This window comes from Psychrobacter sp. Pi2-52, from assembly GCF_904846705.1.
GTDB lineage: Bacteria > Pseudomonadota > Gammaproteobacteria > Pseudomonadales > Moraxellaceae > Psychrobacter.
Genome location: NZ_CAJHBS010000002.1, coordinates 184,602 through 208,418 on the forward strand (window position 1 = coordinate 184,602; position 23,817 = coordinate 208,418).

At 45.2% G+C, this 23,817-nt stretch carries 16 protein-coding genes; 9 read left to right on the forward strand and 7 right to left on the reverse strand.

Translation table 11 applies throughout. From position 1 onward, the window contains the following. Window positions 1-131: 131 nt before the first annotated feature. From JMY00_RS02005 to JMY00_RS02020, 4 genes are all read left to right on the forward strand, one after another. Entirely contained in the window at window positions 132-941 is an 810-nt protein-coding gene (locus JMY00_RS02005; RefSeq protein WP_201578931.1) for an enoyl-CoA hydratase/isomerase family protein, read from the forward strand. Between the two features lie 77 nt (window positions 942-1,018). Continuing rightward, complete coding sequence (locus JMY00_RS02010) at window positions 1,019-3,130, forward strand: acetyl/propionyl/methylcrotonyl-CoA carboxylase subunit alpha (RefSeq protein ID WP_201578932.1); 2,112 nt, start codon at window positions 1,019-1,021, stop codon at window positions 3,128-3,130. 59 nt (window positions 3,131-3,189) lie between these two features. Further along, a complete protein-coding gene (locus JMY00_RS02015) occupies window positions 3,190-4,110 on the forward strand; it encodes a hydroxymethylglutaryl-CoA lyase (protein ID WP_201578933.1) in 921 nt (306 codons plus the stop codon). Between the two features lie 204 nt (window positions 4,111-4,314). Next, window positions 4,315-5,502, forward strand: a complete 1,188-nt coding sequence (locus tag JMY00_RS02020) for an isovaleryl-CoA dehydrogenase (protein WP_201578934.1) — start codon at window positions 4,315-4,317, stop codon at window positions 5,500-5,502. Window positions 5,503-5,634: 132 nt separating this feature from the next. Here the strand turns inward: JMY00_RS02020 and JMY00_RS02025 are convergent, their stop codons facing one another. Next, window positions 5,635-6,363, reverse strand: coding sequence for a pantothenate kinase (locus JMY00_RS02025; protein ID WP_201578935.1), 729 nt, complete (start codon window positions 6,361-6,363; stop codon window positions 5,635-5,637). A 59-nt stretch (window positions 6,364-6,422) separates the two neighbouring features. After that, complete coding sequence (locus tag JMY00_RS02030; RefSeq protein WP_201578936.1) at window positions 6,423-7,412, reverse strand: biotin--[acetyl-CoA-carboxylase] ligase; 990 nt, start codon at window positions 7,410-7,412, stop codon at window positions 6,423-6,425. Window positions 7,413-7,587: 175 nt separating this feature from the next. Here JMY00_RS02030 and JMY00_RS02035 point away from each other — a divergent pair, with 175 nt between their 5' ends. From JMY00_RS02035 to ligA, 5 genes are all read left to right on the forward strand, one after another. Further along, on the forward strand, window positions 7,588-8,391 hold the full coding sequence (locus tag JMY00_RS02035) for a sulfite exporter TauE/SafE family protein (protein ID WP_201578986.1): 804 nt from the start codon (window positions 7,588-7,590) through the stop codon (window positions 8,389-8,391). Window positions 8,392-8,442: 51 nt separating this feature from the next. Then, window positions 8,443-9,384 (forward strand): hypothetical protein, encoded by a 942-nt coding sequence (locus JMY00_RS02040; RefSeq protein ID WP_201578937.1) that lies wholly within the window; start codon window positions 8,443-8,445, stop codon window positions 9,382-9,384. A 66-nt stretch (window positions 9,385-9,450) separates the two neighbouring features. Next, window positions 9,451-13,395, forward strand: coding sequence for an AAA family ATPase (locus JMY00_RS02045; protein WP_201578938.1), 3,945 nt, complete (start codon window positions 9,451-9,453; stop codon window positions 13,393-13,395). Window positions 13,396-13,610: 215 nt separating this feature from the next. Then, window positions 13,611-14,627 (forward strand): cell division protein ZipA C-terminal FtsZ-binding domain-containing protein, encoded by a 1,017-nt coding sequence (locus JMY00_RS02050; protein WP_201568445.1) that lies wholly within the window; start codon window positions 13,611-13,613, stop codon window positions 14,625-14,627. A 237-nt stretch (window positions 14,628-14,864) separates the two neighbouring features. Next, window positions 14,865-16,997 (forward strand): NAD-dependent DNA ligase LigA, encoded by a 2,133-nt coding sequence (gene ligA / locus JMY00_RS02055; RefSeq protein WP_201578939.1) that lies wholly within the window; start codon window positions 14,865-14,867, stop codon window positions 16,995-16,997. Window positions 16,998-17,359: 362 nt separating this feature from the next. Here the strand turns inward: ligA and JMY00_RS02060 are convergent, their stop codons facing one another. The 5 genes from JMY00_RS02060 to JMY00_RS02080 all read right to left on the reverse strand — a co-directional run bounded on the left by JMY00_RS02060 (window position 17,360) and on the right by JMY00_RS02080 (window position 23,420). Continuing rightward, entirely contained in the window at window positions 17,360-18,055 is a 696-nt protein-coding gene (locus tag JMY00_RS02060) for a hypothetical protein (RefSeq protein WP_201578940.1), read from the reverse strand. Between the two features lie 38 nt (window positions 18,056-18,093). Further along, the gene (locus tag JMY00_RS02065; protein WP_201578987.1) at window positions 18,094-18,915 is read right to left on the reverse strand and encodes a DarT ssDNA thymidine ADP-ribosyltransferase family protein; all 822 of its coding nucleotides are present in this window, start codon (window positions 18,913-18,915) and stop codon (window positions 18,094-18,096) included. Between the two features lie 286 nt (window positions 18,916-19,201). Next, window positions 19,202-19,765: a hypothetical protein gene (locus tag JMY00_RS02070; protein WP_240990618.1), complete on the reverse strand. Its 564-nt coding sequence runs from the start codon at window positions 19,763-19,765 to the stop codon at window positions 19,202-19,204. Between the two features lie 436 nt (window positions 19,766-20,201). Next, window positions 20,202-20,612 (reverse strand): hypothetical protein, encoded by a 411-nt coding sequence (locus JMY00_RS02075; protein WP_201578941.1) that lies wholly within the window; start codon window positions 20,610-20,612, stop codon window positions 20,202-20,204. A 345-nt stretch (window positions 20,613-20,957) separates the two neighbouring features. Then, complete coding sequence (locus JMY00_RS02080) at window positions 20,958-23,420, reverse strand: YgiQ family radical SAM protein (protein WP_201578942.1); 2,463 nt, start codon at window positions 23,418-23,420, stop codon at window positions 20,958-20,960. Window positions 23,421-23,817: the final 397 nt, after the last annotated feature.

Genomic DNA, 23,817 nt, shown 5'->3' on the forward strand with positions numbered 1-23,817 from the left:
GTGTTAACCTCATTTGAAGGATGATTTGTACATCTACGCTTAGTCTCTGCACTTGGTTTCCTTGTATTAACATTATTATGGATTGACCAAGAGTTTGTTTGAGTATTTACATAAAAAATATAGAGAAAGTTATGCAAAAAGACAGTAATAAAAATTATAAAAGCCTACTGGTTAACGTCGAGCAGCACGTGGCGACAGTGACGTTAAGTCGTCCTGAGATACGTAATGCCTTTAACGATGAAATGATTGCTGAGCTAACCGATGCATTCAGTACGCTTGGTGCTAATGATAATGTACGTGTCATTGTACTAGCAGCAGCTGGCAAGGCATTTTGCGCAGGTGCTGACCTTAATTGGATGCGTGCCATGGCGGATTATAGCTATGAAGAGAATCTAGCGGATGCTGATAAGTTGGCGCAAATGCTTAAGACTATTTATGAATGTCCCAAGCCAACAGTTGCGGCTATTCAAGGCGATGTTTATGCAGGCGGCATGGGCCTGGTCGCTGCTTGCGACGTAGCCATTGCGGTCAAAATTGCTAATTTTTGCCTGAGTGAAGTGCGGTTAGGGTTGGCCCCTGCCACTATCAGTCCTTATGTTATCCGAGCGCTAGGTGCTAGAGCGTCGCAGCGTTATTTTTTAAGTGCTGAAGTATTTGATGCTAAAAAGGCGCGTCAGCTTGGCTTTATCCATGAGCGTGTTAGCGAAGAGTGGCTAGGCGATGAAGTGGCTGCGTTCTGTAACAAGGTCGTCAGAAACAGCCCTGATGCAGTTAAGACCTGCAAGCAGCTATTACACGATGTCGCTGGTGCACCTATTACAGATGAGCTGATTGCTGACACGGTCAAAGGTATCGCTGATATCCGCTCATCAAAGCAAGGCCGTGAGGGGGTACAAGCATTTTTGCAAAAGCGTAAACCTGATTGGCTAATGGCAGACTAACTAGTAGTAGAACAATGATAGGCAAATGGGTAAATAGACAAGACGTCAAATAATAACGACAAGACACAGGGATAGTTATGTTTTCTAAAATTCTAATCGCCAACCGTGGTGAAATTGCTTGCCGAGTGGCTGCGACTGCTAAGCGTCTTGGCGTCAGTACCGTTGCTGTTTATTCTGATGCGGATCGTGAGGCCAAGCATGTGGCTGTCTGTGATGAGGCCATCTATTTAGGCGGTTCGGCACCGAAAGACAGTTATCTAAAGGGCGATGCCATTATTGCTATCGCTAAGCAGACGGGCGTCCAAGCAATCCATCCAGGGTATGGGTTTTTAAGTGAGAACGCAGACTTTGCACAGGCTTGCCAAGATGCTGGTCTAGTATTTATCGGTCCATCGGCGGAAGCTATCCGTGCCATGGGCGGCAAGTCTGAGTCTAAGCGCTTAATGGAATCGGCTGGTGTGCCGCTGATACCAGGCTATCATGGTGATAACCAAGATGCACAGTTTTTGCAGCAGCAGGCAGATAGTATTGGCTATCCTGTCTTGATTAAAGCCAGTGCAGGTGGCGGCGGTAAAGGCATGCGTATCGTTGAAAAAAGCAGCGATTTTATTGACCTGTTAGACTCATGTCGCCGTGAAGCGATTACCAGTTTTGGCAATGATCAAGTATTGGTCGAAAAGTATGCGCTAAAACCACGTCATATCGAAATCCAAGTATTTGGCGATACGCACGGTAATTATGTGCATCTGTTTGAGCGTGATTGCTCAGTACAGCGTCGCCATCAAAAAGTACTAGAAGAAGCGCCTGCACCAGGTATTGATACTGCCATGCGTGAAGCGATGGGTACAGCGGCAATCGAAGCAGCACGTGCGGTCGATTACGTTGGTGCAGGTACGGTTGAATTCATCGTTGAGCAGCGTGAAGACTCTATGAATTTTTATTTCATGGAAATGAACACGCGCTTGCAAGTTGAGCATCCAGTTAGTGAAGCGATTACTGGTGTCGATTTGGTCGAGTGGCAGCTGTTGGTTGCTGCGGGTCAGCCATTGCCAAAAACGCAAAATGATCTGGCTATCAACGGTCATGCAATTGAGGCGCGTATCTGTGCCGAAAACCCTGACAATAATTTCTTACCAGCGACAGGGACGTTATTCACTTATCAAAAGCCTGAGCACAGTACCTTTGTCATTGATAAAAACGGCACTGATGTGCGTATCGATGATGGCGTACGTGAGGGTGATGTGATCAGTCCTTTTTACGACTCTATGATTGCCAAGCTTATCGTCCATGCTCCTACGCGCGAGCAAGCGTTGGCGAGACTTGATCGTGCATTGGCACAGACGCGTATCGTTGGTCTGCCAAACAACGTGGCATTTTTGCGTTATATTTTAAATACCGATTCATTTAGCAAAGCCAATCTCGATACGGCATTGATAGAGCGTGAGCAGGATAAGCTTTTTGACCAACATCCGCTTGGATTATCGACGCTTGTGGTGACTGCTATTGCCCAGCAGCTTGCGAGTGAAGCAAACATGCAAAGCTCAGATCCGTTTAGCAAGCCAACGGGTTTCCGTGCTTATAGCGATTATACTCGTTCATTTAGCTTGGTTTATGATGAGCAGGCCTACAATGCTCGCATCAGTAATTGGCATAATGTGAGTGGTGTTGATAGCAAAAAAGGCGGCGATAATCTCAGTAGTTTTACGCTCATCATTGGTAAAGAAATCGCGAATACGCAGGATGATAGCAATATCAATGTAGCTGCTCAGACCGAAACGGTTTACGAAGGTGAGGTCAATTATGATAGCAGTGACGCGCACAATCATACTTTATGGTTAGAGGGTGCACGTATCAGTGCCCAAAGCTGGGTGAATAACGAGACGGTCTACGTATTCACAGATAGCGGACGTGATGAAATTACGCTTGTCGACGTAATGGCACATGTGGGCGAAGACACAGCAGCGGTCGGCAGTTTGAAGTCGCCAATGCCAGGACAAGTGGTTGCATTCAAAGTAGCTGTTGGCGATACTGTGAAAAAAGGCGAACCACTTGCCGTCATCGAAGCCATGAAAATTGAACACACGATTACCGCACCGACAGATGGTGTGGTAGCAGAGCTATTATTTGCAGCAGGTGATTTGGTCGCTGATGGTGATGAGCTATTGCGAATCGATAGTGAAAAAGCATAGCTGACGTAGCTTAATAAAAAAGCCTCATCAAAGCGCAAATAACAAAAAGGACGACAAGTATGAGCCATTCGTATCCAAGCCATGTCAGCATTGTTGATGTCAGTCCACGTGATGGACTACAAAACGAATCCATGACGGTACCGACTGAGGTTAAGCAAGCGCTTATCAATGACTTGATTGCGGCGGGTGTCAAAAAGCTGGAAGCGACCAGTTTTGTCTCGCCAAAGTGGGTGCCACAAATGGGCGATAATAGCGCGCTACTTGACGCGCTAGCGCCGACACGGCAGACGGACGTTTGCTACTCGGTACTGGTACCCAATATGCGCGGTTTTGAAAACGCCATTTTGCACCGTCCTGACGAAATCGTCATCTTTGGCTCAGCTAGCGAAACCTTTAGTCAAAAAAACATCAACTGTAGTGTCGATGAGAGTATTGAGCGTTTTGCGCCAGTAGCTGCTGCGGCAAAAGCGCAAGGCATCAAAGTACGTGGCGTTATCTCTTGTACGGTCGGTTGTCCTTATGAAGGTGACATTGACCCAAGCCAAGTAGCGTATGTGACCAAGCGGTTGATTGAGATCGGTTCAGAGCAGATTGGCATTGCAGATACGATCGGTGTGGGTACACCGCTCAAAGTACAACGAGCGTTGCAAGCTGCACTTGAGTATGCTGATATTTCTATGTTGTCGGGTCATTTTCATGATACTTATGGCCAGGCACTAAGCAATACTTTGGCTGCCTTACAAATGGGTGTCAGCGAATTTGATACCTCTGTTGCTGGCCTCGGTGGTTGTCCGTATGCCAAAGGTGCAACAGGTAATGTCGCGACTGAAGATGTGGTGTATATGATGCATGGTATGGGTATCAGCACGGGTATCGATTTGGATAAATTGGTCGTGGCAGGTGAACGTATCAGCGAGTTCTTAAAGCGTCCAAATGGATCAAATGTAGCACGTGCCATCATTAATAAACGCCAGTCTTAATTAGTATAGTCAATCCACTGTGAAGGTACGACAGCGTTAACCTTGTTTGAAGTATTCGATATACATCTACACTCGGTTGCCTTGCCATACTTTCACATTAAGTTGACTATGACATTAAAAACGGTACCAAAAATGCAGTTACATTGGCTTTAAAAAACAGATTAAAATTCAAGATTTAAAAATATTTATATACAAGGAATGGTTATGAGTTTACCTGGATTGAATTTTCAACTTGGCGAAGATATTGACGCCCTACGTGATGTCGTGCAGCAGTTTGCAGCAAACGAGATCGCTCCACGTGCTGCCGAGATTGATAGCAGTGATGAGTTTCCAATGGATCTGTGGCAAAAGATGGGTGACCTCGGTCTACATGGTATTACCGTTCCAGAAGAGTACGGCGGCTCTAATATGGGCTACGTCGCACATATGGTCGCGATGGAAGAGATTAGCCGAGCTTCGGCATCGGTAGCGCTTAGCTATGGGGCGCACTCTAACCTATGTATTAACCAAATCAAACGTAATGGTTCTGAAGAACAAAAGCAGAAATATCTGTCAAAACTAATCAGTGGCGAGTTCATCGGTGCATTGGCAATGAGTGAGACAGGCGCTGGCTCAGACGTCGTTAGTATGAAGCTAAAAGCTGAAGAAAAAGACGGCAGCTATGTGTTGAACGGTAGCAAAATGTGGATTACCAATGGTCCTGATGCTGACGTGATGGTGGTCTATGCCAAGACCAATCCTGAATTGGGTGCAAAAGGCATGACGGCCTTTATCGTTGAAAAAGGTATGGAAGGTTTTGGTACCGCGCAAAAGCTAGACAAGCTCGGCATGCGTGGTAGCCATACTGGTGAGATGACTTTTAATAATGTAAAAGTACCAAGCGAAAATATCTTGGGTGGTCTTAATGAAGGCGTTAAGGTATTGATGAGTGGCCTAGATTACGAGCGTGCCGTATTGGCCGCAGGTCCTATCGGTATCATGCAAGCGGTGATGGACAATGTCGTGCCTTATATCCATGACCGTAAACAGTTTGGTCAAGCGATCGGTGAGTTTCAGCTTATCCAAGGTAAAGTTGCGGACATGTATACCATACTACAAGCCGGTCGTAGTTTCTTATATACCGTTGGCAAGAATTTGGACATGTTGGACGCGCGCGGTGCGGGTCATAGTCGAGAAGTGCGTAAAGATTGCGCCAGTGTGATTCTATGGTGTGCCGAAAAAGCCACATGGATGGCAGGTGAAGGTATTCAAATATTTGGCGGCAACGGCTATACCAATGAGTATCCACTCGGTCGCTACTGGCGCGATGCCAAGCTGTACGAGATTGGCGCAGGTACCAGTGAAATCCGCCGTATGCTAGTCGGTCGTGAGCTATTTAACGAGACCAAATAATAAGGTATGGGGGTAATAGCTAGCAATACGTTAGCTATTTTTTGATAATAAAATAAAAAAGCAGCACGCTTAAAACGTGCTGCTTTTTTTGTGTCAATATAATAATGTGCCAGTGTGCTATTAAGTGATCTACTAAAACTTATTCCGATAATCAAAGTATCTAGCCAGACCATTTAATAATAGATCATCACGCAGACGTACCGGACGGTTGACGTGCTGCGAGATAATGGCTGCATCACCACCTGTCATAATCAATTCAAAATTAGGGTGACGATGGCTAATCTCATTGATTGCGCCGACGATAGAGAGCAAAATACCGCGATGTACTGCGTCTTGAGTGGTTAAGCCTTGGCTGACGCTATCAAAAGTACCGTTCGAGATAGTGATTTGCTTAGTACCAGAGAACAATGACTCACGCTGTAGATAGATGCTGGGGAAAATATAACCGCCCAAATGCTCAGCATGATCAATCAAATCAATGGTCACCGCTGTGCCACAACCAATCACACACTGGCGTTTTTTCTTATCGACCGCGCCCAGCATCTGTAGCCAGCGATCACAGCCGAGCTGCTGATCATTGTAAGCACTTTTCATCAGCGCATGCGCGGCATCGACATGGACAAACTCAAACGGAATATTCAAACGACTGAGCGTCTCTGATACTTTGGCATTAAGATTGTCGCCCAATACTGATGAGATACCAATAAAGTCAGGCGCATAACGTTCAAAGCGATCGGTCAGACCCATAAGTAGTTCGGCAGGTGCTTGCAGGTGCTGCTTAGCATCATGCGCGACTATTTGTCCGATATCATCGGTTAGCCAGTATTTTAGGCGGGTATTTCCAAGATCAAGCCAGAGCATAAAAGTCCCTTTATATAGTGCTCGTTAATGATGGTGTTCATCAATATAGTTGTCTAAGCCTAATAAATAACGTCGATGCGTCCAGTAAAAAGCGTAGAAATCTTACCGTTATCTTGGCGCAATTGCAAACAGCCATGTGTGTCGACACCGCAAGCGACTCCTGTCACGACTTTTTCTTCGTTATTATAGTCTTGGGTGACGCGCAAATGTAGACCTGATAGCGCATCCATCGTCGCAAACTGCTCCAAAAAACTATCCAAATAATAAGTATGACCCGTTGGCTGTTCTATGCCCAAATGCTCAAAGCGTGTCATCGCCGCTATCAATGCTTTGCACATCTGCTGATAGAGCATTGGTAGGTCTGGTAGGCTCGCAGATCGTGACTCTAAAGGTAGCCTCTCATTAATGTCTTGTAAGCTAATCGCTTGGTAACTCATGCCCTCAGACGTTTGTGTGGTGAGCTTTGGTGCTGCCTGTACGTTTAGGCCAATACCTAGCACCACACCGACTAACCTGCCAGCTTTAGTCACTGGCTCTATCAAAATCCCAGCCAGTTTATTAAAGGGTAGCGTACGCTGATTTGCTACATCACTATCCAATACGGAATCCAATACCGAGCTGTCCGTTATGGATTGTTCTTTAGATTGCTCTTCAGATTGGCTCTGAGCTTGCTGATAAAAACCCAAGTCATTTGCCCATTTCACCCCAATTGGCGTCAGTCCTTGTGCTTGCAGTTGCTCGTTCAACATTTGAATGACAGGCATCTTCGCCAGCTCAAGACCAATGATTAGCGATAGCAAGCCACTGATTGGCATATGCACGGGATGGTATAGCGACAGATAGACATTGCCGCGCGGTGATTGCCACGAGCGTCCGTGCTGACCACGACCTGCGCTTTGGGTTTCCGCGGTCAAAACGTGTACGGTGGCGACATCTAACGCCCCGTTTTGCAAGGCTTCTATCAGCTCACTATTGGTCGAGGCGCTACTAGCCACATGACGATGATTGAGCTCGGATAAATAGGTAGAAAAACTAGTGAGTGGCGGCATAAGTTTAGTCGATGTGGTTAAAGGAAACTTTGATATACTGAGCGATTGTTGCGGTCAGACAGTACCGAGTAAACAGCATAAAGGTCGCGCTGAGATTTGGCAAATACAATTAAGCACGCCTAAGCGCCAATGAGTACTATAGCGCCAGTTAGTATTATAAAAGGTTCGTTCTATGATGTTATATGTGTGGTTTGTGATTGCAGGCGCGTTTGCGGGTGTCAGCGCGGGCTTGTTTGGCGTCGGCGGTGGCATGATTATCGTGCCTGCATTGGTCTGGATTTTTACCGCTTATGACTTTTCGCCAGAAGTAATCACCCATTTGGCCATTGGTACGTCGTTGGCGACCATCGTTGTAACTTCAATCAGCTCACTGACGGCACATAACAAGCGCGGCGGCGTGCGCTGGGAAGTATGGCGCAAGATGGCGCTTGGATTGGTCATCGGTAGTTTGGTCGGTGCGGGTATCGCGGATATGATTGATGGACAAGCACTACAGGCTATCATTGGTTTCGGTGCGCTATTGGTTGCTCTAAAAATGCTGTTCTTTTCGAATAAAGAACAAGTGGGTAAACCGTTACCATCGGCCGGTGTCCAGTTTGGTGCAGGTACTGGCATTGGTATGGCGTCCTCTATTTTTGGCATTGGCGGCGGCAGCTTGACCGTACCGTTTTTGAACTGGGCAGGGCTGCCGATGAAACAATCGGTCGGCACGTCAGCAGCATGCGGTCTACCGATTGCATTGGCTGGAGCAGCAGGCTTTGCTTGGTTCGGTCAAGACGTGGTCAATCTGCCCGAGGGCACGATAGGATTTGTCCATGCCACAGGGTTCTTGTTTATTTCAGTCGCTAGCTTTGCTATGGCAAAAGTCGGTGCCAAGCTTGCCCATATCTTACCTGCGCTGATGCTTAAGCGCGCATTTGGCGTATTATTGATATTTGCTGGAGGACAGTTGTTATTGAGTGGATTGGGTGTTCTATAGCAATAATGAGTTTTTATAAAATTAGTAAGCAAACCGTGAGACATTATTAGTATGAAAGCTGCAGAAAAATACCGCCGTGTTTTCGGCTCAATGAATCATCTAAAAGACCAGCTATCATGGACGACTGGTCTCTCTAATATGGTAGAGTTTTTGGCATGGGAGCCGCAGCGTATTTTAGGCATCACTAAAAAGCAATACGTACGCCAAATCATTGAGTGGGCATCTCACCCAGATTTGAAAGATAAAAACATAGAGGAGATTGAGCAATCAGTCATCAAAAAGCTCAATACAAAAATGAATGAAACTGAGCAGCTAGAGACGTATTCAACGCAAACGATGGGTATCTGTAATGCGAGAGAAGCCGTGCGCCGCGTAACGTTCTTTTCTGAGGATTACCTAAATAAAGAGTTCGATATCTTTTTGAGTTTGTGCAGTGATGTTTATCTGAACTTATTTTATCAGCAATTTATTAGCTTTGAGCCGAGTGAATCATGGTCGACACATGGTAATAGCGACATGTTTGAAAACAGTACAGAGCTAAAAGCAATGTATATGGACAACCTAGCCTACAACCATCAGGCGAATGTGCTGATAGCGAATGAGTTAAAGCTCGCTGGTCGGAAAAACCCAGACCCAATCCTAAAGTATTGTTTGATGTACGAGCATTTATTAGAAAAAGGCTTTATCGATAAAGGGGCAAAGTTTTTGTTGTTATTTATCGGTGGTGACGCGCTAAAGCAAAACAAGCAAACGCTCGTAGATCGGGAGCTGGCTCTATGTCATAAACGGCCAAGAAAGTATCAGCATTTGCTAAGACCAGAGCTGTTAGAAATAGTCGATCACTTAGAAGTAGCAAGTATCTCTTGGTCAGCCTTCATCGAGTTTAATAATCGCTACTTAGCAGAAAATAGCGTCTGCCAAGTGGAGCAAAAACTATTACGAGGGTTCCATCAAAGCCTAGAATCAAAATCGTTTATGCACTTAGCAGTTTAACCCTAAAAACCCACTACAATTTCAGGTAGAATAGCCGCCTGTTTTTGCTAAGTTTATTGACTCTTCATGCGTTTAAAATCTCTAAAGCTGGCAGGCTTCAAATCCTTTGCCAATCCAACCACTTTTACTTTTCGTCATGGTATCACCGCCATCGTCGGGCCGAACGGCTGTGGCAAATCCAATGTGATTGATGCTATCCGCTGGGTGCTGGGCGAAACCTCAGCCAAGCAGTTACGCGGCGGGGCGATGAGTGATGTTATCTTTGCTGGTACGCAGGATAAGACAGCAAAAAGTGTCGCCAGTGTTGAGCTGACTTTTGAGCATACCCAAGATGAGCAGACTGGCATTCGCCACGAGTTTAACTTGTACCAAGAGCTATCGGTTCGCCGTCAGGTAAATAAAGATGGCCGCTCAGATTATTTTATCAATGGTACGCGTTGTCGTCGCCGTGATGTGGTCGATGTGTTTTTAGGTACAGGGCTGGGTGCACGTAGCTATGCGGTGATTGAGCAAGGCATGATTGGGCGCATTGTTGAGTCTAGTCCCGTGCAGCTGCGTGAGTTTATCGAAGAGGCGGCAGGTGTCTCGCGCTATCAGGCGCGCCGTGAAGAAACACAAAAGAAGTTAGAGAAAACAAAAGACAATTTAGCGCGTCTACACGATATGCAAAGCGAATTATTACGCCAACAAAAGACCCTGTCTAAACAGGCGGCTAGTGCGCAGCGTTATGAAGAGTTGGCATTAACACTAGCTGATATCGAGCAGCAGCTTGCTATTCAGCAACTCTATCAAGCCAAGCAAACGTATCAACAGCAGAAAGTAGCGCATGAACGCAGTGCTACTGAGGTGTCGTCACTACAGGCTGACTACGACACGCTCAAAGCTCAGCAAGACAAGCTCACTGCTCGTATCAATCAAGAGCAATGGCTCAAAGACGATGCCCAAAGCGCTCACTATCAGCAGCAGCTCGGCTATCAACAAGCGGAACATAAGCTAAGTGATGCTAAGTCACAGCTGAATGCCATTGAGCAGCAACTGTCTGGCTTGGCTCGGCAGCGTGAGCAATCACTCGCTGATATCGAGCGCCTAAAAGCTGAACAAGCTGAGCAGAATCAAGCGCTAGAAACGTTGCGTCCGCAGCTGACTGAGCTAACAGATAAACGCAATAACTATAAGCGCAATGAGCAGCCACTACAGCGCGCGTGGCATGAAGCGCAAAACAATCTGTTACGCTTACAAGATAAAGCCCGTTCGCTTGAGCAGCAGCAAGCTATTAACGCTCAAGCACAAAAGCGTCATCAGCAAAGTCATGATAAATGGCAACGCCGCGAGCAAAACTGGCAAAACCTGTGGCAGCAATTACAGCAGTCTATAGCGCCATCTGCATCTGACAGTACTGATGTGAGTAAGACGAATAATGCGCAAGATCTCAGTCAAGTGCTAGAACAGCACGTTACTGAGCTAAGCACGCAGTTGCAGCAAGTTGAGCGTCAACGCGAAGCCGTCGATGAACGCTTGTCCGAGATACAACCGCAAGCGCATAGTTTGCAGCAGAGACTAAACGCACAACAAAGTGAGTTGAGCGATTATGAAAAGCGTCATGCGCTGTTGGCAGGCGAATACGATACCCTGCATCAGATATTGCATCCGAAACCTACACAACAGCAATCAGCAGATACGAAAGTTACCGCGACAGATAATGCAGATAGCGATGGCATACATCATCAGCCGTTAGCTATTGCAACGCTACGTGAGCAGATTGAGCTAAGTGCGAAAGGGCAGGAGCATGCGCCGCTACTCGATAATATCTTGGCGTTGTGGCTAGACAGCAATGTGCTGGCTGCTAACCAACAAGCTAATCAAATCAAGCAATCAAGCGTTAATAATGCTACTGGCATTTCTCAACGAGCTAATAACCTATGGCAAGCGCTTGAGCATGACGTTGCAGATTTACTGACTTATCAAACGGCACAAAATACGCCTGCCAGTGCAAAAGATAAAACTCTAGTAGAGACGGGTCATAGTCTATGGTTGCCTACTGCGCAAAGTGCTATTAGTGAAAATGCGTTTGTCAGCGAATTGCCAGATAGTTTGATTGATAAAGTGTTGCCATTATCGCAGTTGATTAAACAGCCTACATTAGCGCTTTGGCAGCAGTGCTATATATATACAGCGCAGTTTGAGACCAGTCAGCAGCATGAGATTGACACACTTACTGATGTTCTAAAGTCATTACCACCATCAGCGATATTGCTCACCGCAGATGGTTGGCTGATCAGTCGTCATGGGACGATTAATTTAAGCAAATTCGCTGGTGCACAGGATGAGCAAAACGATAGCAATAGCCAATTCCTCACGCAGCGCCTGCAACAGCGTACGCGTTTGCAAGCATTAGAAGACTTGCTTGATGAGTTTGAAACTAAAATACAAGAGCAGCAAAAATCTATTGCAAAAGACCAGCGCGATTATGATGCGTTGATGGTCAGTTTGGAAGAAATGCGTGCGCAAGCCGAGCAGTTAACCCGTGATAAGCACAAATACCAGCAGCAACTGACGACCGAGCGAGCCAACGCTGAGCGCTTGCAAGCGGATAGCCAGCGTCTGAACGCTGATAAAGCAACGCTTGAGCAGGAAAAGCAAGAACTGGCGCAAGAGCAACAAACCCTTGAGCAAGAACAACAGCACATTGAAAGCGAGATTGCTACGCTAACGCCGCAAATAGTAGAAGCACGAGCGACAACTCAGCAACTGCAAGCTGAGCGCAGCGAGCTAAACCGCGCGCGTCAAGCTGATGATGATGCTTGGCAAGCATTGCAGCTGCGTATTCAGCAATACGAGATGCGCTTGGAGCATAGTGTTAGTAGTCTGGCTCGTGCGACTGAGCAACATGATAAATCCTTAGAGAATGAGCAAAGTCTACAGACGCGTCACGAGCAGCAGCAGGCTAAATTGCCAGAGCTAAAAGCAGCGCTACAGTCTGCCCAAATAACACGCGATGAGCAGCAAGTGCTATTGAACGAGCGCGATACTGCGCTAATGGCATTAAAACAAACGTACGCTGAGCAGCAGACGGCATTTGATACATTGCAAAACACATTGCAAACGCAGCAAAGCGAGCTTGCCCGTCATGCTACTGAATTGGCACTGAGTGCGGCACGGTTAGAGGATGCTAGCGCACACACACAGAACGCTTTAGATGCTTATTATCGTGTAAGTCATAAATATAAAGCGCAAGCAGAGCAACCTCAACAAAGCATGAGTGTCTCAAACTTGCTAGCAGATTTCATCGCTCATGATCGCCGCGTCCGTCCAGACAAAATCGCAGAATTAGAATCTGAGCGAGCTAAGTTAACCCAACAATTAAGTAAGATTGGGCCAGTGAATCTAGCAGCGGTCGCAGAGTTGGCCGAGGTAAACGAGCGCCTAGAACCACTCGCACAGCAGACGGCAGATATCGCGGCCAGTATGCAGACATTGACTGAAGCGATTGCCTCTATTGATGAGACGACCAAGACGCTGTTTATGCAGACGCTTGATGCGGTCAATAATGAGCTGGCCAATTTATTTGCCAAAGTCTTTGGCGGTGGACAAGCTAGCCTGACGTTGAACACTGACGAGATGCCAGCCAATACGCCAAAGTCGGAACAATGGCGGGCAGGGCTTACCTTAATGGCGCAGCCAAAGGGCAAACGCAACAGTCGCTTGGCGGTACTATCGGGCGGTGAAAAAACCCTTACCGCGCTGAGTTTGATTTTTGCGATATTTAAGCAGCATCCTGCACCGTTCTGTGTCCTTGATGAGGTCGATGCACCGCTTGATGATGCCAACGTCGCGCGCTTTACCAGTCTCATTCATGAGCTAGCAGATGATTTACAGTTTATTTTTATCAGTCATAATAAACTGACGATGCAAATTGCTGATGAGCTAAAGGGTATTACCATGCCAAGTGCAGGCATTTCTACACTAGTCAGTGTGTCGCTCGACGAAGCCGCGCGTTACGTAGAGAGCTAAGCGTGAAACAGCCGACACTAAAAGTGCTATGAGAATCAGCGCGATGCAAATATAATCAATCAATTGGCATAAATGCAAATAAGACTGACCTCAGTCCAGCATACTGGTTATAAAGTACACAATGTGGTGACGATATAGGTCAGCCATGCTAGAATATTGCCATTTATGCTCGTTTGTGTATTCCCTTTTGTTATATATACTAGGATGTATTTATCATGACCGTTATTCAGTTTATATTGATTGCCATTGCCGCGTTTATCGTGCTCGCAGGGCTGTTTATGGTCATTCGTAGCTTTAAGCGCCGCGGTGCTACCGAAGCTGCTGCGGTCAATTATGATAAAAATGGTATTCCCATCATACCGCGTCACGAGCGCAACATCGTCGATCAGCCTGATCTCGATGACACAGTCGCAGGCGAGACGAGCATCGGTCCAGATCGTAGCTACTTGGATGCCGTCGTTGAAGAAGAGCCATTGACGCAAGCGCATACCAACGTTGATGCGCAACTAACGGCTGAGCGTGACCATGTAGCAGCTGACGATCATGACGTCATCGATGAAGCCGACTACGCGCGCTGGCAAGAAGAACAGCGCCGTGCCGATAGTGCTGAGTTTGTAGAAGTCGCCGATCAGATGCATATCGAGCAAGAGCCTGATGCGTTCTCTAGCCTAATGTCAGCGACTGATAGCCTGATGCCAACTATCGATACGGCAGAAGAGCCAAGCTTCGATGACAATAGCCCGATACTGGATCAGCATCTATCAGAATCTGGCGATGATGCGCAAAACGGTCCCTTGATTAATGCTAAAGACAATATTAATATCACCATCTTGCCGCACCAATATCGCGATCGTCCAGCGGCGATTATCCGTGGTCGTGACCTGCTAGCGTTGATTGATAAATACGGCTTACGCTATGGCGCGATGAATATGTTCCATCGCTATGAGCAAAAAGACGGCACGGGTATGTTGTGGTTTAGCATGATGGGTATTACCGATAGTGGTATCGCACCGTTTGATCCGCATAGTGTCGCGACCAACACTTATAACGGTGTCGTCGTATTCTTGTCGTTGCCACATCCACAGGCCGTGCGTAGCTTTGATAGTATGATGAGCATTGCTTACATGATGGCAAGCGACCTTGACGCGATTATGCTTGATGAAGAGAACGAACCAATCACGCCTGAATACAAGCAGCAGCTACGTAACCAAGTTCGTGATTATGAGGGTTAGCAGTTTAAAGGCTAGAAGCTACAAAAGTTAAAAGCTGATTAATAGTAGAAATTATAAAAAGGGCAAATAGCGATTAACGTTATTTGCCTTTTTTAATGGGCTATAGTTTCTGCAAAATGCTAATCGTAGACTGAGCGAGCCTGACACAGTATTTGATTTATATAGGATTGACTATACCGAGCTTCCTACAAACTTGTTATCATATCGACATCTTGAATTGCAAAAAAGACGCCGACTATGACTGACTCTATCTCATCAAATAATTCTAAAAACCTACCTGCTCAAGTAGAAAACCAAGCACCTGCCAAATCTAATGTACCTAGTTCGACTGACAGTAGTACCAATAATAGTGCAGAGATTGTCTCAAAAATGCGTGCGCTTATTGAAGCGATTAAGACGCATAACTATGCCTATTATGTGCTCGACAATCCAATTTTAGAAGACAGCGAATACGACCAATTGCGTCGCTCGTTGCTTGAGGTTGAAGAAGAATATCCAGATTTGGTGCAGCCAGATAGCCCAATCAATCAAGTCGGCGATATGCCGCTATCGGCCTTTACCCAAGTCACGCATGACATTCCGATGCTGTCGCTAGGCAATGTCTTTGAATATGATGATTTGCGCGATTTTATGCGCCGTGTCAATGATCGCCTAAGTGACTCACAGCAAAACCCTGAATATGAGATGGAACTAAAGCTCGACGGACTGGCTGTCTCACTGAAATATGAGCACGGAAAATTTGTCCAAGCGGTTACGCGAGGTGATGGGCAGACGGGTGAAGATATTACCCAGAATGCTAAAACCATCCGTAACCTGCCACTATGGATAGCCGATGCTGCTGATATCGAGTTGTTAGAAGTACGCGGTGAAGTATTAATGCCAAAGGCAGGCTTTGAGCGTCTTAATCGATTGGCAGAAGAGAACGAAGGCAAAACCTTTGCCAATCCGCGCAATGCCGCCGCTGGTAGCTTACGTCAGTTAGATCCAGCCATTGCTGCTAGTCGTCCATTGGCTTTCTATGGCTATTCGGTCAATCAGGGTTTGCCAGATACCATCGACACTCAGTCAGGGGCGTTGGCATGGCTTACCGAGCTTGGATTTACGGTCAGCGCCGTAGAAGTGGTGGCAAATCCACGCGCCGCGCAGACCTATTATGAGTCAGTAATAGAAGGGCGTAGCGATCTGCCATTTGAAATCGATGGCATGGTGATTAAGGTAAACAGCCTGGCGTTACAGCAGCAGCTTGGCTACCTATCTCGCGAGCCACGCTGGGCGACTGCTTATAAATTTCCTGCCGAAACGGTGATGACACGTCTAAATGATATCGAGTGGCAAGTCGGCCGTACGGGTCAAATCACACCAGTCGGTAAGCTTGAGCCTGTCAAAGTCGGCGGCGTTACCGTCAGCAATGTCACCCTGCATAACTTCGGTGAGATTCAGCGTTTAGATGTGCGTGCAGGCGACACGGTCAGCGTCCATCGGGCGGGCGATGTCATCCCAAAAGTCACTCGTGTCTGGCACGATCAGCGCCCAGCCGATAGCGAGCCAGTCACGCTACCTTCGACTTGCCCTGTCTGCGACTCTCCTGTCGTCTTGCCAGAAGATGAAGCATTGGCACGCTGTACGGGTGGACTGTTTTGCCCAGCGCAGCAGCAAGAAGCACTTATTCATTTTGTCTCACGTCGTGCCATGGATATCGATGGACTTGGCGCAAGTTGGCTCATTAGCTTCTTTGAGCATGGTCTGGTCAAGACGGTCGCTGATATCTATCAGTTGCACAATCATGCGGATGAGATGGTCACCTTTGAGAAACTGGGTGAAAAATCAGTTCAGAATATCATTAACGCTATCGAAGCCAGCAAGCATACGACATTGGCTCGCTTTATCTATGCACTCGGTATTCGCGGTGTTGGTGAAGGGACAGCGCAAAATTTTGCTCAGCAGTTTGGTGACTTAGATAGTCTGATGGTGGCGAGTATTGAGACTTTGATAAAAACGCCAGATGTTGGAGAAATCACCGCCGAGCTGACCTATAAATTTTTCCGTGCACCGCACAATATCGAAGTGATTAATTCGTTGCTTGAAGCTGGCGTGCACTGGGATAAGGTCGAGCAGGTCGCATCTGAAGGACTACCACTCGATGGGCAAACATGGGTCATTACAGGTGCGCTCGATAGCATGGCACGTGATGAAGCCAAAGCCAAACTACAAGCGCTGGGCGCAAAAGTCTCAGGTAGCATCTCGGCAAAAACGACTGCGCTACTAGCAGGAGATAAGGCTGGCTCTAAACTGACCAAAGCAGAAAAACTGGGCGTCAAAGTGGTGGGCGAAGATGAGTTTTTGGCGATGGTTGGGGATGAGAACCGTTAAAAAATTGCACTGCTAACTGCGAGCATAGCTCTTGTCTTGCGTCGGGCAAAACAGTGTTTTGCTTATGCCTCCTCAGGTTTGCAAGTGAAAATTCCTTAGAGGGGATTTGCCGGGTAGGTTATACCTTAATAACATGCTCGTCCCTAGCGCAAGAACAAAAGATAAAGACTTAAAAGCATGGCCTTAGCATTGAGTGCTTTCAAAATGGGCAAATATGCAGGCCATAAGCCGTTTTTCTTTAATGGTTTACTCGGCGCTCGTCCCTCGCGCTACTTCTAAAATTTTTTCAAAATAAGTGTAGAGTACACTCTATGACTCCAAGATAAGTGACGAACATATTGAGCTTAGCTAACCTGTATCTACTAAAATAGAGTGAGGTTTTCATTGAACTGATAGGCGTTACTTACTGGAAATTTTTTATAGAGTTCTAAAAAATCATTAGGATTTCTTATATTCCCTAGCAAGTTTTTTTTTGCAAGAGCTACAAACATAGCGATTGAATAAGCTTGACAGTTGATTGATTTTTTAGGGTTAAACTCAATATCGGTAAAGGTTTGATATTTCATTAACTCATCATGTAGCTGAACGTTTTGATTTAAGGCATTAACATATAGCCAGTCATAAAATGCTGTTAAAGGATTTAATTGCCATTTAGTATTATGAAACTCAAACCCAATTAACCTTCCTGAGTTTCTTAATCTTTCATCTTTTTTAGCTTGCTTTGAGGTTGCTTTTAATAAGTCAGTGTAAGCACCGCCATTTTCAAAAACCTTGCTGCTTTGAAAGGCACACTCTACACTGTAAGTCTCTTTTGTAGATTTATCAGCTATCAACAAATTAAAAGCACTTAGAGCTACACCTAAATCTTTTTTAGATTTACTGGAAATTTCTAAAATATGATCAAAGCCATACTTCTCTTGAATTGAATTATGAAGTTCATCAATTGACTTCTGTTTTTGCACTACTGAAAATCCTGAATGATATTTAAACTCAACCATTTCAGTTTTGACAAGAAAATCATTTTTAAACTGGGGAATGTATGTTGGTCTTTGAGCCATACCTTAGTCCTTTCCGAAGCTTATTAATAAATTCAAAATCAATCTCTTTTTCCAAAAGCCGAATTATCGTTAGAATCTTCAATGAAAGTGAATTTAGAAAAGTTTTCTCTAAAATATTTTAGATCCTTTCCACTCTGTAAGTAACAAACCTCTATCGAATCAGGGGGAATGTGATCAAAAACAACGATCTCTGCTTGAACATCAGTAGGGAATTCATCTGTTAAGTAGTTTTGTCTAGTCACGACCCCATTACGAGTTTCAACTTCTTCCTGAAATAGCGAAAGAAATGCGTTAGAAGTCATAAATTCGCTTAATGATTTATTCCTATAGTCTCCAAAAGCAGAATTGGTTTGAAAAAAAGCACAGTCATAATTTAATATAACTTTTCTAGCATCCAAAACAATAATGGCCCAGGACTCAATATCTTTACGCTGGATTCTTTTACTATAAAACATTTGATGGTTAGGAAAAGATAACGATAAACAAATGCCATTCTTCATACCGTCAAATCTTCCATCATCTGTCCATATGGCATCAGGCATGTTCTCATCTATGTAATCTCTAGGATATAATCCATTATTTAAAATACTTTCAAGATTATTAATAGGCGTAAAGTGGCAAAGAATACTAATGCCCCGAGATCCTATTATATTTTCAATATTAAATCTGTGATAAAACTTATTTTCTGCATATACTGAAAGACGTTTATCAAGCAGTTCAACAAGCTTTTCTTGTGATGAGGTCAGTGGTATATTTTTAATATCTTTTAATGACTTACTATCACTTATGATGCTGTCCCAAAGTTGCTGAATTAGTTCTATACGCTCTGAAACTGGCAATTTTTCTAAAGATAGTTGCACATTAAACTCCTTTTATTCAAGTGCTGTTATCCTGACAAGTCCTTCTTTAACCATATTAAGGATGGTAACCTACTATGTATTTGTTATTCATGTAGAATTGAAAGGTGGTGCAATAAACGGTCAAATTATTGAGGAAAATTGAGCTACGATAAGCATATTTGCTCATCATTAAAGCAAGCGATGCTGAGGTTAGCTTTTAGTTCTTTATGATCATATTTTATTTTGATAATTATATATTGTTGTTTGAAGTCTTACACGACAACACAGATATCTACTTTAATACCAGCTACTCCACCATCTCACCATGCGCCTTCACTTCACCTTTTTTACCATCTGGCTGAATCACGATAGGTAGTACCAATCCTTTAGCAAAGTCATCAGACAGCACATAATCATAGCGACTGGCAGCGACATCAGGCGTGGTATGAATGATAAGCGTCATCTCATTGCCATCGGTTAGCTCGTGTGAGACATAGGTTTCGCTGAGTTGATCTAATGCTTTCGATAGCGCTTCGTTACTTGCCATGCTGACCGTCAAATTATGCTGAGCGGTAGCAGCGTCCACTTTGAAGTAATCTGCATAGTCTCGGACGTTTTGACTATCGATGGCAAACGGATACTTATAATTGGTAGGGTCAGCAGGCTTTTCACCACTATCTACCAGTGACCAGTCGATGGTGTCGGCTGCTGGTGTGGATGGATCTGATGCTGTCTCCGCAGTTTGCTCAGTGGCATCGACAGAATCGGTAGCGTTATCGCAGCCTGTCAGCGCCCACATGCTTGCCGTTGCAATTATCATCATACTTATCAGACGCTTTGCCATCGAGTTACCCTTTTGATTGTTGGTCATGATTGATTTGCTCTACCTGCTATTTTGACAGCTTTCTTTGTGCTTCTCTAGCGAAATACATTAGATGGTAAGTTTTGATATAGTCCAATGCTCTATAAAAGAATGACAGCGTTAACCTCGCTTGAAGTATCACAGTTACAACTGCACTCGGCTGCCTTATACTACTTTTAAATTGAATCAACTATATAGTCAAGTCTATATCAATCCGCTACATCGTCATCCTCGCTAAGCATACTGATGTATAACTTGCACTCGGTTTCCTTGTATCGAAATTATATTGAACTGACTATAAAACCGTCTATTTGAGACTGGTTCTTATAGCTGTCTTTATACACGTATCAAACAAACACGCATAAAAAAGCAGCCACTATTTAATGACTGCTTTTTGTCTATTATGACTATTTGTTTATTACGATATGAGCGTATCTTTAGCTGATTAGATTTGGCAATTTACTTGGTATTCTTTACCATCAGCCCATTTCATCGCAAAGATACCTTTGTCACCTTTCATGTGCCATGCATAGACGACTTCTGGGTTTGAGTCGTTTACATAGCTTGCGACTTCGCCTTTCACTTTACCGTTTAGGATGATTGGCTGCTCTGCCCATTTTACTTTTGGCAAGGTAGCGTTGAGCATCACTTGTTCTTTATTGATAGACTGCTTTGCCATGATTTTGCTGTCATCGGTACAGGTGTATGGTGCTGGTGCCATACGATCATAGGCAGCGGTTACTTTTTCTGGAACTGGCGTATCAGTTGCATCTGGGGTAGTGGGTGCGGTAGTCGCACAAGCGCTCAGTAGGACAAGGACTGGTAGGGTAGTCGCAATTTTAGTTATCATTTTCATAGTGCTCTCCAAAGCTTTTCGCTGATGTCATTTACTTGTTCTTAATGATGCGTTTAGCATATGAGGGTCATAGTAGCGAAAACGAACTATTTCAATGTTAGAAATTGTTCGTTACCTGTTAGCTTCGTTACCCAACCGCTGTCTAATGTAACTTGTAATCTGAGACAGGGTGAAAAGTAAGCTGTGTTGATTATGAAATCTGCAACTATAAAATTAGCGCATAAAAAAGCGCCTATCAACGAGTGGCTGATAGGCGTTTTTTTTGTTTTACTTAACACGCGCTAGATTGAGCATGTATTTTTATACTATAACACTACTTGCTATGAATACTACTTGCTATGAACACTACTTGGTTTTACGCGGTGGCAGACCAGTATGCTGAGTCTGGAAATTGCCTTTGCTGACTTTCTTATTACTGTTTTTACCGACAGCATTTTTACCCGCTGCACCTTTAGCTGACGCATTGCTATTTGACGAGCCATTACTGCGCTTCACTGAGTCATTGCCTATGCGGCTGTTCTTTTTGCGCGCTGACTGATAAGTATCTTGCGCAGCATCACGCCCTTCTAAACTGGCGTTAAATGGTGGAATCAAGCAACCACGGTTTTTACCAATCAAGTCACTACGACCCATGTCTTGTAGCGCTTTACGTAGTAGTACCCAGTTTTTTGGATCATGAAAGCGTAAAAAGGCTTTATGTAATTTGCGCTGTTTACCAGACTTGACGATATCCATGTCACCTTCATCACGACTGACCTTATGTAGTGGGTCTTTGTGCGTGTGGTACATGGTAGTCGCGGTCGCCATTGGGCTTGGATAAAACGCCTGTACTTGGTCAGCACGATAGCCATTATTTTTGAGCCAAAGGGCAAGGTTCATCATATCTTCATCTTTAGTACCCGGATGGGCGGCGATGAAGTAAGGAATCAGATATTGCTCTTTGCCTGCTTCTTGGCTGAATTGCTCAAACATGGCTTTGAACTGATCATAGCTGCCCATGCCAGGTTTCATCATCTTCGATAGCACGCCTTCTTCAGAGTGCTCAGGCGCAATCTTGAGGTAACCACCGACGTGATGACTGACCAATTCTTTAACGTATTCAGGATCTTTTACTGCCAAGTCATAACGTAAGCCTGAAGCAATCAGGATCTTTTTCACGCCTTTGATATCACGGGCTTTACGATATAGCTTGGTCAAATTACTGTGATCGGTAATCAGGTTTTCGCAGACGTCCGGATAGACACAAGACGGCTTACGGCAGTTCTTTTCAATCGTTTCATCTTTGCAGCTGAGGCGATACATGTTGGCAGTAGGGCCACCAAGGTCAGATATCACACCAGTAAAGTTCGGTGCGGTATCTCGAATCGCTTCTACTTCGCGCAAGATCGAATCTTCTGAACGGCTCTGGATAATACGGCCTTCGTGCTCAGTGATCGAGCAGAAGGTACAACCACCAAAACAGCCGCGCATGATATTGACCGAAAATTTGATCATGTCATAAGCAGGGATGCGCGCATCGCCATAGCTTGGATGCGGCAGGCGTGCATACGGCAAATCAAACACATAATCCATCTCTTCAGTTGAGAGTGGCACTGGTGGCGGATTGAGCCAAACGTCGATAGAGGTATGCGAGTTACCAGCACCGCTACTATGACGCTGCACAAGCGCACGGGCGTTACCTGGATTGGTTTCTAGATGCAGGATACGACTTGCATGAGCATAAAGCACAGGGTCAGATTTGACATGCTCGTAGTCAGGCAGACGAATCACTGTCTTTTCACGTGGTGGCATTTTTAGCTTATGCTTACGTGCGGTCATTGGCTTATCAAAGCCGCGCATTTGCACCACTTGCGTCTCTTCATCGACTTGTTCAGCGTTGATAACTTTATTAGCAACTGGCTCAGCGACAAAGCCCTGATATTGTGATGACATAGATGAAGGCATAGCTTGGCCAACAGGCGAGTCCGATGGTTTGTTCTGCTCAATTGAACAGCTATCAACGTCTTCGGTCATCACATAAGGGTTGATGATTGGATCGACACGGCCGACGGTATCGACATCGTTACTCGCGACCTCAGTCATGTCTTCTTGCCAATGACGACGAGTCGGGGTCAATAAGTAAGCCGTACCACGCAATTTGCTCATCTGTTCAAAGCTATAGCCTTTAGACAGACCATGTACTACGTCGACGATCGCACGTTCAGCATTACCATATAGTAAGACATCAGCACGCGCATCTAGCAAGATACTACGGCGCACTTTGTCTGACCAATAATCATAATGAGCGATACGGCGTAGACTGCCCTCAATACCGCCTAAGATAATAGGCACATCAGGATAGGCTTCACGGCACCGCTGGCTATAGACGATAGCCGCGCGGTCAGGGCGTTTGTTTGCCACGTTGCCCGGAGAGTAAGCATCATCGCTACGGATTTTACGATCAGCGGTATAGCGGTTGATCATGCTGTCCATGTTGCCCGCGGTCACGCCATAAGCATAGACAGGTTTGCCCAATTCCATAAAGGCGTCTTTGCTCTTCCAATCTGGCTGAGCAATGATGCCAACACGGAAACCTTGCGACTCAAGCAAGCGACCGATGATGGCCATACCAAAGCTTGGATGATCGACATAGGCATCACCTGAGATGATGATAACATCACAAGCATCCCAGCCTAGATCGTCCATCTCTTTGCGGCTCATCGGCAGATAAGGCGCCGGCTCGTAGCAGCTCGCCCAGTGTTTGTCATAATCATAAAGTGGCTTGGTGCCTTGTTTAAAGGCAGTGCGGGCGATGGTATCGGCAGACATGGGCGGACCTGTTAATTAGAAAAATGGCACTAAAAATACAGCCCTTATTACCCAATGATAATAAAGGCGAATTTAAAAGCGCTCATTTTAACATGAATCGCCTTCACTATGCGACCTATTCTATGAGGGGCGATTGCCGATAAGTTATTGATAGCGTGAGATAAACTGCTCATGCAAAGTAAGCTGCTACCATAGCAAGATAATAGTAAAAATAGCTTAGCTATCACTGTCACGATATTAGTTTCATCATTAATTTTATAAAGGTTATTATCAACTCTATAGAACTTCCTTCTAAGACTTAATCTCTATCCTATTTAAATTTATAGCCACGTCCACGCAAGCATAATTATCAAAATACCAACTTAGCTGATACTGGTCATTTGTTTTCTTATATTTA